This window comes from Piscinibacter gummiphilus (assembly GCF_032681285.1).
Taxonomy (GTDB): Bacteria; Pseudomonadota; Gammaproteobacteria; order Burkholderiales; family Burkholderiaceae_C; genus Rhizobacter; species Rhizobacter gummiphilus_A.
In genome coordinates this window covers 471,723-486,692 of sequence record NZ_CP136336.1, presented here as the reverse complement: position 1 = coordinate 486,692, position 14,970 = coordinate 471,723, and the positions used below count along the sequence as shown (strand labels likewise).

Genomic DNA, 14,970 nt, shown 5'->3' with positions numbered 1-14,970 from the left:
GTCGAAACACCAGCTGCAGATTGCGCAGCGGCTGCCGAAAATCCAGGTACACCCACCTCACCGGAGCCCCACGATGCCCACCCATTCCATCCTCGTCATCGGCGGCGGCAAGATCGGCTCGGTGGTCGCCGCCCTGCCGGCCCAGGCCACCGGCCCCCTGCGCTACCGGGTCACGGTGGCCGACCGATCCGCCGAATCACTGGCCGAGCTGAAGCGAGAGACGCCGAACGCCGACATCGACACCCTGGTGCTCGACGTGCACGACCCGGCGGCGCTGCGCGCGGCGCTGCACGGCCGGTATGCGGTGCTCAGCGCCGCGCCCTACCACCTGACGGTGAAGGTGGCCGAGGCCGCACGGGCTGCGGGCGTGCACTACCTCGACCTCACCGAAGACGTGGCCAGCACCCGCCGCATCCGCGAGCTGGCCGAGGGGGCCACGAGCGCCTTCATCCCGCAGTGCGGCCTGGCCCCCGGCTTCATCTCGATCGTGGCGGCCGACCTCGCGAGCCGCTTCGACCGCCTCGACAGCGTGCGCATGCGCGTGGGCGCCTTGCCCGCCTACCCGAGCAACGCGCTGAACTACAACCTGACCTGGAGCACCGAGGGCGTCATCAACGAATACTGCGAGCCCTGCGAGGCCATCGTCGACGGCCGCCTCACGAGCGTGCCGGCGCTCGAAGAGCGCGAGGAGTTCTCGCTCGACGGCGTGCTCTACGAAGCCTTCAACACCTCGGGCGGGCTGGGCACGCTCTGCGAATCGCTCGCCGGCCGCGTGCGCACGCTCAACTACCGCACGATCCGCTACCCCGGCCACGCGGCCATCATGAAAGCGCTGCTGCACGACCTGCGCCTGAAAGACCGGCGCGAGGTGCTGAAAGACATCCTCGAAAACGCCCTGCCCGCCACGCTGCAAGACGTCGTGATCGTCTTCGTGACGGTGAGCGGCCTGCGGGACGGTCATCTTCAGCAGGAGACCTACGCCCGCAAGATCTACAGCCAGGTGCTGGGCGGCCGGCTGCGCAGCGCCATCCAGGTGACGACCGCGAGCAGCCTGTGCGCCATGCTCGACCTGCTGGCCGAAGGCCGCCTGCCCCAGCAGGGCTTCGTGCGGCAGGAAGACCTGCGGCTCGACGACTTCCTCGCCAACCGCCACGGCCGCGTCTACGCCACCGAGGCGATGGCCCGCGCGGCCTGAGTCGGTGCTTCGGGTGCCGGTATCGGCGCTGGCGCCGGCATCAGCAGCGCCTCGAAGGCGGCGCTGGCGACCGGCCGGCTGAAGAGGTAGCCCTGGTAGACGCTGCAGCCCTGCTCGTGCAGCACGCGCCGCTGCTCGGCCGTCTCCACCCCCTCGGCGATGAGCGCGATGCCGAGGTTGCGGCCGAGCGAGATCAGCGCCTGCACGATGGCCGCCTCCTAGGGCGACTGCAGCATGTTGGCAACGAACGACTGGTCGATCTTCAACTGGTCGAGCGGCAAGCGGCGCAGGTAGCTCAGCGACGAATAGCCGGTGCCGAAGTCATCGAGCGAGAAGCCGATGCCATGCGCCTTGAGTGCGGTCATCTTGGCGATGATGTCTTCCACGTCGTGCGCGAGCATGGTCTCGGTCAGCTCGAGCTTGAGGCCCGCGGGGTCGGCCCCCGACTGCGCCACGCAGGCGAGCACCCGCGCCACGAAATCGGCCTGGGCGAACTGCAGCGCGCTCACGTTGACGGCCACGACGAGCCCTGCCGTGTCAGCCCGCCGCTGCCACAGGGCCAGCTGGTGGCACGCGGTCTTGAGCACCCAGTCGCCCATCGGCAGCATCAGCCCGGTGCGCTCGGCCACCGGCACGAACTCGCTCGGCGGCACCATGCCGCGCTGCGGGTGCTGCCAGCGCACGAGGGCCTCGGCCCCGACGATGCGGCCGTCGGCCGTGACCTGCGGCTGGTAGTGCAGCAGCAACTCGCCACGCACGAGCGCATCGCGCAGCTCGCCCTCCAGGCGGCTGCGTTCGGCCGCGTCGTTCTGGATCACGTGCAACACCAGCAACACCGTCAACATCGCCACGCCGTGGTTGAGCCACACGCCGCTCGCCCGCACGCTGTCAGGCAGCGCATGAGGCGACACCCAGCCCACGTGCGTGCTCCCGAACACCACATAGGTCGCCAGGCAGAGCAGTGGCACGCCATGCCGCAGCCACGGCGGCTCGTCACGCATCAGCAGGCACGACACCACACCGAGCGCGATGAGAAAGGAATGCGCCGAGCGCGGGATGGCGGGCGTCGGGATGTCGAGCAGCGCGGCATTCACGCACAGCACGACGTACATCGTCGCGACCAGCAGGTACGACGCGGTGCGCGTGTACCCGCGCCAGGTGATCGCCCCGATCGCCGTGGCCAGCAGGGCGGTCACGACATCGAAACCGACCACGAACCAGTCGCCACGCAAGGTGAAGAAAGTCCCCCAGCCGACGCAGGTGGCCAGGGCCACGCCGCAGCCCAGCAGCAGCATGCGCTTCACGCGGCGCCGGTGCATGGCGACGTTGGCGGTGGACGGTGAACGGGAGGCGGGCGAACTCACGGAGGACAACACAGAACGGGCAGCACGCCACTGGCTGATTTCGGCGCGAAGCGGCCGAAGCTTGACCCCTGTTTCAACTGCGCCCAATTCCGCTGTGCAGGCGGTGCGCACGGAGCCCGCTGACGATAATCCGAGGCAACACGTTTTCACTTTTTCCACCGGGAGCACCGCATGACCCAAGCCTTCATCTGCGACTACGCGCGAACCGCCTTCGGCCGCTACGGCGGCGCACTTTCGTCGGTGCGCACCGACGACCTCGGCGCCATCCCGCTCAAGGCGTTAATGGACCGCAATGCCAAGGTCGACTGGGCCGCGGTGGCCGACGTGATCTACGGCTGCGCCAACCAGGCCGGCGAAGACAACCGCAACGTGGCGCGCATGTCGTCCCTGCTGGCGGGCCTGCCGATCGAGTTGCCCGGCGCCACCATCAACCGCCTCTGCGGCTCGGGCATGGATGCAGTGGGCACCGCCGCGCGCGCCATCAAGTCGGGCGAAGCGCAGCTGATGCTGGCCGGTGGCGTGGAAAGCATGAGCCGCGCGCCCTTCGTGATGCCCAAGGCCGAGAGCGCCTTCTCGCGCAGCAACGCGGTGTACGACACCACCATCGGCTGGCGCTTCGTCAACAAGCTGATGAAGGAGAAGTACGGCGTCGACTCGATGCCCGAGACGGCCGAGAACGTGGCCACCGATTTCAAGATCGAGCGCGAGGCGCAAGACCGCATGGCGCTCGCCTCGCAGCAGAAGGCCGTGGCCGCGCAGAAGAGCGGCTTCTTCGACGCCGAGATCGTGCCCGTCACCATCCCGCAGAAGAAGGGCGATGCGATCGTGGTGAAGCAGGACGAGCATCCGCGCGAGACCAGCCTCGAGGCGCTGGCCAAGCTCAAGGGCGTGGTGCGCCCCGACGGCAGCGTGACCGCCGGCAACGCCTCGGGCGTGAACGACGGCGCGGTGGCCCTGCTGCTCGCCAACGACGCCGCCGCCGGCAAGTACGGCCTCACGCCGCGCGCCCGCATCGTGGGCATGGCCACCGCTGGCGTCGCGCCGCGCATCATGGGCATCGGCCCGGCCCCGGCCACCCGCAAGGTGCTCGCGCTCACCGGCCTGAAGCTCGACCAGATGGACGTGATCGAGCTCAACGAAGCCTTCGCCGCGCAGGGCCTCGCCGTGCTGCGCGACCTGGGCCTGAAGGACGACGACCCGCGCGTCAACCCGAACGGCGGCGCGATTGCGCTCGGCCACCCGCTGGGCGCGAGCGGCGCCCGCCTCGTGGGCACCGCGGTCAACCAGTTGCACAAGACGGGCGGCCGCTACGCGCTGTGCACCATGTGCATCGGCGTGGGTCAGGGCATCGCCCTGATCGTGGAACGCGTCTGACGCTTTGATCTGACTGAAAACGCCCGCCTCGCGCGGGCGTTTTTCATTTCAGAGCAGCTGCCGCTGGATCTCGCTCGCAATGCCCGACAGCGCCACCACGCGCTCGGCCCCGCCGCGCTTGATCGCTTCCTTGGGCATGCCGAACACCACGCAGCTCTCTTCGTCCTGCGCCAGCGTGCGGGCGCCCTGGTTGCGCATCTCGAGCAGGCCGGCCGCGCCGTCGTCGCCCATGCCGGTCATGATGACGCCGAGGGCATTCGCGCCCGCGCTTTTCGCGACCGAGCGGAAGAGCACGTCGACCGAAGGCCGGTGCCGGTTCACGAGTGGCCCGTCGACCACCTCCACGTGGTACTGAGCGCCGCTGCGCTTGAGCAGCATGTGGCGGCCGCCCGGCGCGATGAGCGCGCGGCCAGGCACCACACGGTCGTTGTGTTCGGCTTCCTTCACCGTGATGTGGCACAGCGTGTCGAGCCGCGCCGCAAACGCGGCGGTGAACTTCTCCGGCATGTGCTGCACGATCACGATGCCGGGCGAGACACGCGGCAGCGCGGTGAGCACTTCTTCCAGCGCCTGCGTGCCGCCGGTCGAGGTGCCGAGCGCGACCACCCGCTCGGTGGTCGTGGTCATCGCGCGCGTGGCCGCCGGCAGGATGGCATCGGCCGTGTGCTTGGCCGATGCCACGACCGGCGCCGCGCCGCTGCCGGGCGCGAGGCGCCGCACGTTGGCGCGCGCCGCGGCGCGCACGGTCGAGACGAGTTCGTCCGACGCATCCTGCAGGAACTGCTTCAGCCCGAGCTTGGGCTTGGTGACGATGGCCACCGCGCCGGCCGACATGGCTTCGAGCGTGGTCTTCGCACCCTTCTCGGTGAGCGTGGAGCAGATCACCACCGGCGTGGGCCGCTGCGACATGATCATGCGCAGGAAGGTGATGCCGTCCATGCGCGGCATCTCCACGTCGAGCACGATGACGTCGGGCCATGCCGTCTTGAGGCGCTCGATGGCGAGCACCGGGTCGGAGACGGCGGCCATCACCTCGATGTCGGGCGCGGCCTGCAAGAGGCCCGTCACGACCTGGCGCACGACCGCCGAGTCGTCGACCACCATCACCCGGATCGGGTTGTCGGCCGCCCTCGTCATCGGGGCTCCAGGGGCGAGAAGCCGGGGGGCACGCCGCTTTGCCGCACCCACACGTCGCCGGTGGCCACCTCGAACACGATCTGCCGGTGGCCCACGCCGAAGAGGTTTTCACTGGCGACGGCGATGCCTCGGCCGCGCAGCATCTCGCGCGCCGCTTCGCCATTGCGCCGCCCCACGTGCAGCGGCCCGAGGTGCACCTGGTCGGGGAACATGTTGCCGCCGCCGAAGATCTTGGCCTCGCAGTCGGCCGGGGCCACACCGTAACGGGCGAGGCCGGCGATCATGAGCGTGAGGGCTTCGTCGCCATAACGGGCGTCGAGCGGGCCGTGTGCGGCCTGGCCCCGCGCCGCCAGCAGGAAGTGCGACATCGCGCCCACCCGGAAACGCGCATGCCACAGCACGATCGAGACACAGGAGCCGAGCAGCGTGCGCATGCGCGTGCCGGCGTCGCCCACGGCGAACTCGCCCGGCCTGAGCACACGCTCGACAACGGTCGGCTGAGCAGGGTGGGGCCTGACGGACATGGCGTGGCAGGAGGCCATCACGGCTTGCGGTAGATCGACGGCGCCACCGGCACCACCGCGTTGCTGATGTCGTTCAAGCTCTCGGAGTGGCCGATCAGGAAGTAGCCGCCGGGCTTGAGCTGCGCCACGATGCGCGCGACCACCTGACGCTTGGTCTCGGCGTTGAAATAGATCATCACGTTGCGCAGGAAGATCACGTCGAACGGCTGCGTGTGGGGCAGCGGCTCGTTGAGGTTGATCTGGCGGAACTGCACCTTCTGGCGCAGCGAGCGCTCGACGAGCAGCGTGCCGTCTTGCTCGCCCACGCCGCGCAGGCAGAAGCGCTTGAGGTAGCTCGGCGGGATGTGCCGCGTGCGCTCCAGCGGATAGTGGCCGAGGCGCGAGCGCTCCAGCACGCGGGTGCTGATGTCGGAGCCGATGAGCTCCCAGCCCGTCTCGCCGATCACATCGGCCAAGACCATCGCAATGCTGTACGGCTCTTCGCCACTGGAGCAGGCTGCGCTCCACACGCGCAGCGGCTGGCCGCGCCCGCGATGCTGCTGCGCCAGCGCACGCAGCAGCTCGAAGTGCTTGGGCTCGCGGAAGAAGTAGGTCTCGTTGGTGGTGAGCAGGTCCACCGCCATCTGCACTTCACCGGCATCGCCGCCTTTGAGCAGCTTGAAGTAGTCGGAGAAGCTCTGCAGCTGGCGGGCCTGCAGCCGCTTGGCCAGGCGGCCGCTCACCAGTGCTTTCTTGCCCGGCGAGAGGCTGATGCCTGCCGCGTCGTAGATGAAGCGCTGGAAGTGGCCGAACTCGGTGTCGGTGATGACGTGCATGGCGCGGGGCGGCGATCGTGCCGCTCGGAATCAATAGCGGGTGAACTGGGTTTCGTCGGGCGGCGCAAGGCTGAAGCCATTGGCCTTGGCAAGGTCGCTGCCGTTCTTGCGTTCCCCCTTGCGTGCAGCAGGCGCCGGGCGCGCAGCACCACCCTTCGCACGCGCCGGCGGACGGGCCGGTGCGGCCTCGACGCTGCTCAGGCGGAAGAACGACATCGTCTGCTGCAGTTGCTCCGCCTGGCCGCTCATCTCTTCGGCGGTGGCGGCCAGCTCTTCGGAACTGCTGGCGTTCTGCTGCGTGGTCTGGTTGAGCTGGATCACGGCCGAGTTGATCTGGGCCACGCCCGACGATTGCTCTTCCGACGCAGCAGTGATCTCCTGCACCAGGTCGCTCGTCTTCTTGATGTTGGGCACCATCTGGTCGAGCAGGCGACCGGCCTTCTCGGCCAGTTCGACGCTGGACCCGGCGACCGCGCCGATCTCCTGCGCCGCCACCTGGCTGCGCTCGGCCAGCTTGCGCACCTCGGCCGCCACCACCGCGAAGCCCTTGCCGTGCTCGCCGGCACGGGCGGCTTCGATGGCGGCATTCAGCGCCAGCAGATTCGTCTGGTAGGCGATGTCGTCGATGATCCCGATCTTCTGGGCGATCTGCTTCATCGCGCTGACGGTCGCCTTCACCGCCTCGCCGCCCTCGGCCGCTTCGGCGGAGGCCTTGGTGGCCATGCCGTCGGTGACCTTGGCGTTGTCGGTGTTCTGCGAGATCGAGGCCGTCATCTGCTCGATGGAGGCGCTCGTCTGCTCCACCCCGGCGGCCTGCTCGCTGCTGGCTTGCGACAGCGACTGCGCGGTGGCGCTCACCTCCTCGGCGGCACCGGCCAGCGCCTCGGCGCCGCCATTCACCTCGCCCACCACCTCGGAGAGCTTGTCGACCATCGCGTTCACGTAGCGCTGCAGGTCGGCAAAGGTGCCCTGGTACTCACCCTCGACCTGGCGTGTGAGGTCGCCCTCGGCCATCGCGCCCATCAGCTCGACCACGTCGCGCACGCTGCGCAGGTTGCCGCGTGCCTGCTCGATGATCTGGTTGATGAAGGCCTTCTTGCCGGGCAGCTGCGGCATCGGCGCTTCGAAGTTGCCACGGCCGAACTCGGCCACCACGCCCATCGCGAGCTTCTTCACCCCGATGTGCGCATTGACCATGTCGTTCACGCCCATCGCCATGGTGCGGAAGTCGCCGTCGAAGCGGTTGACGTCGATCACGACGTCGATGTCACCCTTCTCATGCTCGCTCGACATGCGGTTCATCTCGGCGATCAGCCCCTTCAGGTTGCCGCGCACCTTCTCGATGGTGTCGTTGATGAACGCCTTCTTGCCGGGCAGTTGCGCCAGCGGCGCTTCGAAGTTGCCGCGGCCGAACTCCGCGATCACACCCATCGCGAGCTTCTTCACCGCGATGTGCGCTGCCACCATCTCGTTGACGCCGCGCGCCATCACACGGAAGTCGCCGTCGAAGCGCTGGGTGTCGATCGCCACGTCGATGTCGCCCTTCTCATGCTCGCCCGACATGTGGTTCATCTCGGCGATCAGCCCCTTCAGGTTGCCGCGCACCTTCTCGATGGTGTCGTTGATGAACGCCTTCTTGCCTGGCAGCGGTGCCAGCGGCGCCTCGAAGTTGCCGCGGCCGAACTCGGCCACCACGCCCATCGCGAGCTTCTTCACCGCGATGTGCGCATTGACGAGGTCGTTCACGCCCACGGCCATCTCGCGCAGCTCGCCGGCATGGCGATGCGGGTCGATCACCACGTCGATGTCGCCACGCGTGTGCTCGGCATGCATGCGCAGCAGGTCTTCGCGCAGGGCCTGCACGCTGCGCAGCAGCTTGTTGATCGACTCCGCGCCCGAGCGCAGCGGCGCCGGCAGGGCATGTGCATCGAGACGCTTCGACAGGTCGCCGTCGGCCGCGGCCGCCAGCACCTGGTTGAAGCGTGCATCGATCAACTCGGCGTAGGCCGCTTCTTCCTCGCGGACGCGGCCCTGGGTCTTGATCTGCAACATGGTCTTCTCTCCCTACCGTACTGCTGTACTGCTAGCTGATGGACTGCTGAGGCACCCTCAGAACTTGGCGAAATGTGCTTCGTCGACTTCCGCCATCGCGAGTGCGCTGGCGGCCTTGGATTCACGGCCGCGCACGGGCGCCTTGGCGCGGCGCGGCGCGGGGGCGGCCACTGGCGCAGCCACCGGCCGGGCCGCAACGCGCACCGCACCGGACGACACCTTGAAGAACGACATCGTCTGCTGCAACTGCTCGGCCTGGCCGCTCATCTCTTCGGCGGTGGCGGCCAGCTCTTCGGAGCTGCTGGCGTTGTGCTGCGTGGTCTGGCTCAGCTGGCTCACGGCCGAGTTGATCTGCGACACGCCGGACGACTGCTCTTCCGACGCGGCAGTGATCTCCTGCACCAGGTCGCTCGTCTTCTTGATGTTGGGCACCATCTGGTCGAGCAGGCGGCCCGCCTTCTCGGCCAGCTCGACGCTGGAACTGGCCACGTTGCCGATCTCCTGCGCGGCGACCTGGCTGCGCTCGGCCAGCTTGCGCACCTCGGCGGCCACCACCGCGAAGCCCTTGCCGTGCTCGCCGGCACGCGCCGCTTCGATCGCAGCGTTCAGCGCCAGCAGGTTCGTCTGGTAGGCGATGTCGTCGATGATCCCGATCTTCTGGGCGATCTGCTTCATCGCGACCACCGTCGACTTCACCGCCTCGCCACCTTCGGCCGCTTCGGCCGCGGCCTTGGTGGCCATGCCGTCGGTGACCTTGGCGTTGTCGGTGTTCTGCGAGATCGAGGCCGTCATCTGCTCGATGGACGCACTCGTCTCTTCCACACCCGCCGCCTGCTCGCTGCTCGCTTGCGACAGCGACTGCGCGGTGGCGCTCACCTCTTCGGAGGCCCCGGCCAGCGCCTCGGCGCTGCTGTTGACTTCCTGCACCACCTGCGAGAGCTTGCCCACGGTGTTGTTGACGTATTCCTTCATCTGGCCGAAGGCGCCGTCGTAGTCCTTGTCGATGGTCTGCGTGAGGTCGCCTTCGGACATCGCCCCCATCACGCGCACCACGTCGTCGATGCTCTGTCCGGTGGTCGTCACCAGCTGGTTCAGGCCTTCGCCCATTTCCTTCTGGAAGCCTTCCAGGCCGTTCAGGTCGACGCGCGCATCGAAGTTGCCGCGGTTGGCCGCTTCGACCACCTGGCGCTGGCCCGAGATCACCTGCTGCAGGCGCCCCACCATCTGCTTGACGGCGAAGAGCATGCTGCTGTCGTCGCTGGCACGCGTCTCCACCTGCACCGAGAGGTCGCCGTGGGCGACCTGCGTGAGCAGCCGGGCCGCGTAGTCGGGCTCACCGCCGAGTTGGCGGGTGATGAGGCGCGTGACGAAGAGGCCCAGGCCGATGGCCAGCAGCACCGAGACCACCACCACGGTGGTGGTGATGAGCTTGGCCTGCGCGAGGGTCGCGGCGCCCTGATCGTTGGACGCCTTCGCCTGCGCGCTCAGCTCCTCGACCGCGCGGTCCATGATCTTTTCCATGTCGTCGGTCGCCTTGCGGGCCGCGCCATTCGAAAGCTCCACACCTTCTTCGATCTTGCCGGCCGCCGCCAGCTGGTAGACCTTTTCCATGTAGCCAAGGTAGACGGGCAACTGCGCGTCGAGCTCCTTCTGGATCGCCGCTTCCTTCGCGCTCAGCGTGGTGGCGCGGTAGGCCTCGATGGACTTGTGGAACTTGTCCATGTGGCCCTTGGCGCGATCGACGGTCGACTTCATGTCTTCCGCCTTCTTCATCGACAGCAGGCGCACATACGAGCGTGCGTGGGACGACAGGCGGATCTGTGCCTCGCCGATCTGCTGCAGGCAGACCACGTTGTTCTCGTAGGTGTAGCTCAGCATGTCGCCCAGGAGGCTCATGCGGGTGAGGCCGTACACCCCCACGGCCGCGGTCAGCACCGAGCAGACGAGGAAGGTGATCGAGAGCTTGTGCGCCAGCTTGAGGCGAGAGAACCAGTTCATTTATGCGCTCACTTGAAAGACGTGTGATTGGAGTTGCGACCTGCCACCGAAGCCCGGTTCAGTCTTGCGTGGCACCGAGAGCGCCCGACATGGCGCTGAGGTCGTTCAACGACAGCACCCGATCGACATCGAGCAGGATCACGAACTTGCCGCGCACCTTGCCCATGCCTTGAATGAAATCGGTGCGGATGCCCGCCCCGAAACTCGGCGCCGGCTCGATGGCCGAAGCCTCGATGTCCAGCACCTCGCTGACCGCGTCGACCACGACGCCGATCACCTGGCGCTCGCCCTGCGAGGCCACTTCCACGATCACGATGCAGGTGCGCTTGGTCACCTCGCCCGTCTTGCGCCCGAAGCGCGCCTGCAGGTCGACCACCGGCACCACCGCGCCGCGCAGGTTGATGACCCCGCGCACGCAGGCCGGCATCATCGGCACTTCGGTCAGCTCGTGGTACTCGATGATTTCCTTGATCGCGAGGATGCCGATGGCATACGCCTCGCCTCCGAGCACGAAGGTGAGGTACTGGCCGGCTTCGGCGGCCTTGCGGGTCACGGCCGCGGCGGCAACCGCCTGGGCTTCGACTTCCACCATTGCATTCATGGTCTGACGCTCCTTAGAACTTCGCGAATTGGGTTTCATCGACCGCCATGGCGGCCATGCCGAGGCCGCCGAGCGCGAGGCCGCGGTCCGAGGCGGACCGCGTCTCACGCGACGGGCGCAAGGGCTTGCGGCGGGCAGGCGGGGTGGGCGCAGACGCAGCCGGCACACCGTGGCCGGCGACCTTGAAGAAGGCCATGGTCTGCTGAAGCTGTTCAGCCTGGCTGCTCATCTCCTCGGCCGTGGCCGAGAGTTCTTCCGAGCTGCTGGCGTTTTGCTGCGTGGTCTGGCTCAGCTGGCCGACGGCGGAATTGATCTGGGCGACACCGGAGCTCTGCTCTTCCGAGGCGGCGGTGATCTCCTGCACCAGGTCGCTCGTCTTCTTGATGTTGGGCACCATCTGGTCGAGCAGGCGGCCCGCTTTCTCGGCCAGCTCCACACTGGAGCCGGCCACGTCGCCGATCTCCTGCGCGGCGACCTGGCTGCGCTCGGCCAGCTTGCGCACCTCGGCGGCCACCACCGCGAAGCCCTTGCCGTGCTCACCCGCACGCGCCGCCTCGATCGCGGCATTCAGCGCCAGCAGATTCGTCTGGTAGGCGATGTCGTCGATGATCCCGATCTTCTGGGCGATCTGCTTCATCGCGCTGACGGTCGCCTTCACCGCCTCGCCGCCCTCGGCCGCTTCGGCGGAGGCCTTGGTGGCCATGCCGTCGGTGACCTTGGCGTTGTCGGTGTTCTGCGAGATCGAGGCCGTCATCTGCTCGATGGAGGCGCTCGTCTCTTCCACACCCGCCGCCTGCTCGCTGCTCGCCTGCGACAGCGATTGCGCCGTGGCGCTCACCTCTTCGGCGGCCCCGGCCAGCGCCTCGGCGCTGCTCTTGACTTCGTTCACCACGCCCGAGAGCTTGGCGATCATGTTCTGCATGGCGCTCAGCAACTGGCCGGTCTCGTCGCGGCTGGTCGACTCGACCGTGACCGACAGATCGCCTTCGGCCAGGCGGTTGGCGGCCTCCACGGCGCGGGCCAGCGGGCGGCTCACGCTGCGGCTGATCGCCCAGCCGAGCACGACGCCCAGCAGCACGCCGCCACCGATCGCGCCCAGCATCAGCTGGCGGCTGCTGCGGTACAGCGCCTCGGTTTCTTCCGACGCCTTCTTGGCACGCGCCTGCTTCTGCGCCACCAGTTCGTCGAGCATCTCGTCGAGCCTGTTGGCCTTCTCGCGCACGACCTCCAGCGATTGGCTCAGCGCTTCGTCGCGGTCGGCCAGCTTGCGCGTGGCGGCCATCGAGAGCGCACGCTGCATCTCACGCTCGTACTCGGCCGAGAGCGTCGAGAAGGCGGCGAAGATCTCCTTCGCACGCTCGGTGACGAAGAGCGGCTTGGCCTTCTCGATCTGCTCCTTCATCGAGACGGTGTTCTTGTTGATCGATTCCAGGTGCTTGTCGCGCTCGGCCTGGCTCGTGGCGAGCAGGTAGTTCGAGCGCGCGCGGCCGATGTAGATCAGCTTGACGTTGGCTTCCTGGATGTACGACAGCCCCATCAGCTCGCGGCTGTACATGTCTTCGGCCATGTCGTTCATGCGGCCGGTGTTGTTGATGCCGATGGCACCCACCACGGCGCTGATGCTGGCCACGAGCACGAAGCCCGCAATCAGCCGCACACCGATCTTGAGGTTGGAAAACATTTCTTGGATCTCCCTTGCTTCACGTATCGGGCTCAGTCGGCGGACGCTGCCGTGATCTGGGCCGAGGTGCTGGCACGAGCGGGGGGCGAAGCGTGCTGGGCCAGCGCCGGCACGTCGAGGATGAGGGCCACGTCGCCGCTGCCCAGGATGGAAGAGCCGCTGATGCCGCGCACCTGCCCGAACATCTTGGAAAGCGGCTTGATGACGGTCTGCGCTTCGCCGAGCAGGGTGTCGACCACCAGCCCGAACTTGAGGCCGGCGTGCTTGACCACCACGATGTTGGGCCGTGCACTCCTGGGGCCGCTCACACCGAAGAACTCGCGCATGCGGATGAAGGGCAGCACCTGGCCGCGCAAGTCCACGTAGTCGTGCTGGCCGCCGTCGTCCTTGAACTCCACGCACTCCTCGACCACGTCGAGCGGCACCACGAACACCGCGCGCCCCACGCCGATCTGGAAGCCGTTGATGATGGCCAGCGTGAGCGGCAGCCGCACCGTGACGGTGGTGCCGCGGCCGAGCTCGCTGCCGATGCTCACGCTGCCACGCAGCGCGGTGATGTTGCGCTTGACCACGTCCATGCCCACGCCGCGGCCGGAGAGGTTGGTCACCTTCTCGGCGGTGGAGAAGCCCGGTTCGAACACGAGGTCGTAGATCTCGGCATCGCTCAAGGTCTTGCCGGCCTCCACCAGGCCGCGCTCCACCGCCTTGGCGAGGATGCGGTCGCGATTCAGGCCACCGCCGTCGTCGCTGACTTCGATCACGATGCTGCCGGAGTCGTGGTACGCGTTGAGCTTCACGGTGCCGCGCGCCGGCTTGCCGCGCTGGGCGCGCAGCTCGGGCGATTCGATGCCGTGGTCCATCGAGTTGCGCACCAGGTGCGTGAGCGGGTCGCCGATCTTCTCGACCACCGTCTTGTCGAGCTCGGTGTCTTCGCCGCTCACGACGAGGGCGATGTCCTTGCCCAGCTCGCGCGAGACATCGTGCACCACGCGCTGGAAGCGGCTGAAGGTGCCGCCGATCTTCACCATGCGCAGCTGCAGCGCGCTGTCGCGCACTTCTTCCACCAGGTTGCCGAGCACCGAGTGCGCCTCTTGCAGCTCGACGTTGCGGGTGGCGCGTGCGATCAGGTTGGCGCCGGCCGAGGCGATGATGAGTTCGCCCACGAGGTTGATGAGGCGGTCGAGCTTGTCGGCGTCGATGCGGATCGACTGGCCTTCCTGGGCCTTGCTGTCGCGGGCGCGCTTCTGCTTGTCGAGCGCGGCTTCCACCACGTTGGCGGGGGCGCTGCCCTGCTGCACCAGCATGTCGCCCAGCAGCGGCGTGGCGGCAGTGGGCTCCAGCACGGCGGCAGCGGTGCGCACGTCGGCCTGGCGTTGCAGCGCCGCTTCGAGCTCGTGCGCGGTCACGGTGCCGGCGTTGACCAGCATCTCGCCCAGGCGCACACCTTCGTCGGGCATCTGCTTGAGCACGGCGATGTATTCCTCGATGCGGCTGCGCGGCGGCACGATGAGGAGCTTGCAGTCGTCGAGCACGAAGTCGAAGACGCTTTCAATGGTGGCCTTGTCGGCCTTGCTGCGCAGCGCGATCTCGAAGCCGAGGTAGCAGGACTCCGGGTCCATCTCGTCGGCCGCGGGCAGCGCTTCGGGCAGCGTGACGATGCCGACGATCGTGCCGAGCGTGCCCAGGTAGCGCAGGAAGGACAGCGGGTCCATGCCATTGCGCAGCACGTCGGGGCCGAAGCGCAGCGAGATGTGCCAGGCGTCGTCACCATCGGCCTGCGCGGACGCAAGGCGTTCGACCGGCACCTCGACCTCGGCGACTTCGTGCCGGGGCGCGAGGTAGGTGCGCAGCTGCGCGAGCAGCGGCTCGCCGCGGGCGATGAGGGCGGCGTCGGCATTCACCGGGTCGGCCTCGGCCGCGTCGACGAGCGAGCGCAGGTGGTCGGCGCAGGCCAGCAGCAGCGAGACCAGCGCCTCGCCGATGTCGACGCGCCCGTCGCGCACTTCGTCGAGCACGCTTTCGGCCACGTGGGTGAAGGCGACCAGCGGGTCGAGCCCGAAGAGGCCGGCCGAGCCCTTGATGGTGTGCGCGGCGCGGAAGATCGCGTTGACGGTCTCGGTGGGGTCGTCGCTCTGGTGCAGGCCCAGCAGCGCGGCCTCCATGTCGTCGAGCAGCTCCCGGCTCTCTGCAAAGAAGGTCTGCAGAGCGTCGTTCATGTCCATGTGGTGT

General features: G+C 68.0%; 10 protein-coding genes and 1 pseudogene. 2 read left to right on the top strand and 9 right to left on the bottom strand.

Going from position 1 to position 14,970, the window contains the following annotated elements; all coding sequences use genetic code 11:
* Positions 1 to 73 precede the first annotated feature (73 nt).
* Positions 74 to 1,195, top strand: a complete 1,122-nt coding sequence (locus tag RXV79_RS02325; protein WP_316701796.1) for a saccharopine dehydrogenase family protein — start codon at positions 74 to 76, stop codon at positions 1,193 to 1,195.
* Here the strand turns inward: RXV79_RS02325 and RXV79_RS02320 are convergent.
* Positions 1,162 to 2,196: pseudogene (locus RXV79_RS02320) on the bottom strand (putative bifunctional diguanylate cyclase/phosphodiesterase). The gene RXV79_RS02325 and the pseudogene RXV79_RS02320 overlap by 34 nt on opposite strands.
* A 534-nt stretch (positions 2,197 to 2,730) precedes the next feature.
* Between RXV79_RS02320 and pcaF the strand changes: the two are divergent.
* A complete protein-coding gene (gene pcaF / locus RXV79_RS02315) occupies positions 2,731 to 3,933 on the top strand; it encodes a 3-oxoadipyl-CoA thiolase (protein ID WP_316701794.1) in 1,203 nt (400 codons plus the stop codon).
* 48 nt (positions 3,934 to 3,981) lie between these two features.
* Here pcaF and RXV79_RS02310 read toward each other — a convergent pair whose 3' ends face one another.
* From RXV79_RS02310 to RXV79_RS02275, 8 genes are read right to left on the bottom strand one after another with little or no spacing between them, the layout of a single operon-like run.
* Positions 3,982 to 5,070 carry a protein-glutamate methylesterase/protein-glutamine glutaminase gene (locus tag RXV79_RS02310; protein WP_316701792.1) on the bottom strand — a complete coding sequence of 363 codons (1,089 nt, stop codon included), beginning with the start codon at positions 5,068 to 5,070 and terminating at the stop codon, positions 3,982 to 3,984.
* On the bottom strand, positions 5,067 to 5,594 hold the full coding sequence (locus RXV79_RS02305; RefSeq protein ID WP_316701791.1) for a chemotaxis protein CheD: 528 nt from the start codon (positions 5,592 to 5,594) through the stop codon (positions 5,067 to 5,069). Before RXV79_RS02305 ends, RXV79_RS02310 begins: the two co-directional genes overlap by 4 nt.
* A gap of 17 nt (positions 5,595 to 5,611) precedes the next feature.
* On the bottom strand, positions 5,612 to 6,409 hold the full coding sequence (locus tag RXV79_RS02300) for a CheR family methyltransferase (protein ID WP_316701789.1): 798 nt from the start codon (positions 6,407 to 6,409) through the stop codon (positions 5,612 to 5,614).
* A gap of 30 nt (positions 6,410 to 6,439) precedes the next feature.
* Entirely contained in the window at positions 6,440 to 8,461 is a 2,022-nt protein-coding gene (locus RXV79_RS02295; RefSeq protein WP_316701787.1) for a methyl-accepting chemotaxis protein, read from the bottom strand.
* Positions 8,462 to 8,518: 57 nt separating this feature from the next.
* A complete protein-coding gene (locus RXV79_RS02290; RefSeq protein WP_316701786.1) occupies positions 8,519 to 10,459 on the bottom strand; it encodes a HAMP domain-containing methyl-accepting chemotaxis protein in 1,941 nt (646 codons plus the stop codon).
* A 58-nt stretch (positions 10,460 to 10,517) separates the two neighbouring features.
* Positions 10,518 to 11,051: a chemotaxis protein CheW gene (locus tag RXV79_RS02285; protein WP_316703959.1), complete on the bottom strand. Its 534-nt coding sequence runs from the start codon at positions 11,049 to 11,051 to the stop codon at positions 10,518 to 10,520.
* Between the two features lie 22 nt (positions 11,052 to 11,073).
* The gene (locus RXV79_RS02280) at positions 11,074 to 12,741 is read right to left on the bottom strand and encodes a methyl-accepting chemotaxis protein (RefSeq protein WP_316701784.1); all 1,668 of its coding nucleotides are present in this window, start codon (positions 12,739 to 12,741) and stop codon (positions 11,074 to 11,076) included.
* Positions 12,742 to 12,773: 32 nt separating this feature from the next.
* On the bottom strand, positions 12,774 to 14,963 hold the full coding sequence (locus tag RXV79_RS02275) for a chemotaxis protein CheA (protein ID WP_316701783.1): 2,190 nt from the start codon (positions 14,961 to 14,963) through the stop codon (positions 12,774 to 12,776).
* Between the last annotated feature and the right edge of the window lie 7 nt (positions 14,964 to 14,970).

Bases quoted from the DNA above. Each gene is read 5' to 3' on its own strand.
- RXV79_RS02280 (WP_316701784.1), bottom strand. From the start codon at position 12,741: ATGTTTTCCAACCTCAAGATCGGTGTGCGGCTGATTGCGGGCTTCGTG.
- RXV79_RS02290 (WP_316701786.1), bottom strand. From the start codon at position 10,459: ATGAACTGGTTCTCTCGCCTCAAGCTGGCGCACAAGCTCTCGATCACC.
- RXV79_RS02325 (WP_316701796.1), top strand. From the start codon at position 74: ATGCCCACCCATTCCATCCTCGTCATCGGCGGCGGCAAGATCGGCTCG.
- RXV79_RS02285 (WP_316703959.1), bottom strand. From the start codon at position 11,051: ATGGTGGAAGTCGAAGCCCAGGCGGTTGCCGCCGCGGCCGTGACCCGC.
- RXV79_RS02300 (WP_316701789.1), bottom strand. From the start codon at position 6,409: ATGCACGTCATCACCGACACCGAGTTCGGCCACTTCCAGCGCTTCATC.
- RXV79_RS02310 (WP_316701792.1), bottom strand. From the start codon at position 5,070: ATGACGAGGGCGGCCGACAACCCGATCCGGGTGATGGTGGTCGACGAC.
- RXV79_RS02275 (WP_316701783.1), bottom strand. From the start codon at position 14,963: ATGGACATGAACGACGCTCTGCAGACCTTCTTTGCAGAGAGCCGGGAG.
- RXV79_RS02295 (WP_316701787.1), bottom strand. From the start codon at position 8,461: ATGTTGCAGATCAAGACCCAGGGCCGCGTCCGCGAGGAAGAAGCGGCC.
- pcaF (WP_316701794.1), top strand. From the start codon at position 2,731: ATGACCCAAGCCTTCATCTGCGACTACGCGCGAACCGCCTTCGGCCGC.
- RXV79_RS02305 (WP_316701791.1), bottom strand. From the start codon at position 5,594: ATGTCCGTCAGGCCCCACCCTGCTCAGCCGACCGTTGTCGAGCGTGTG.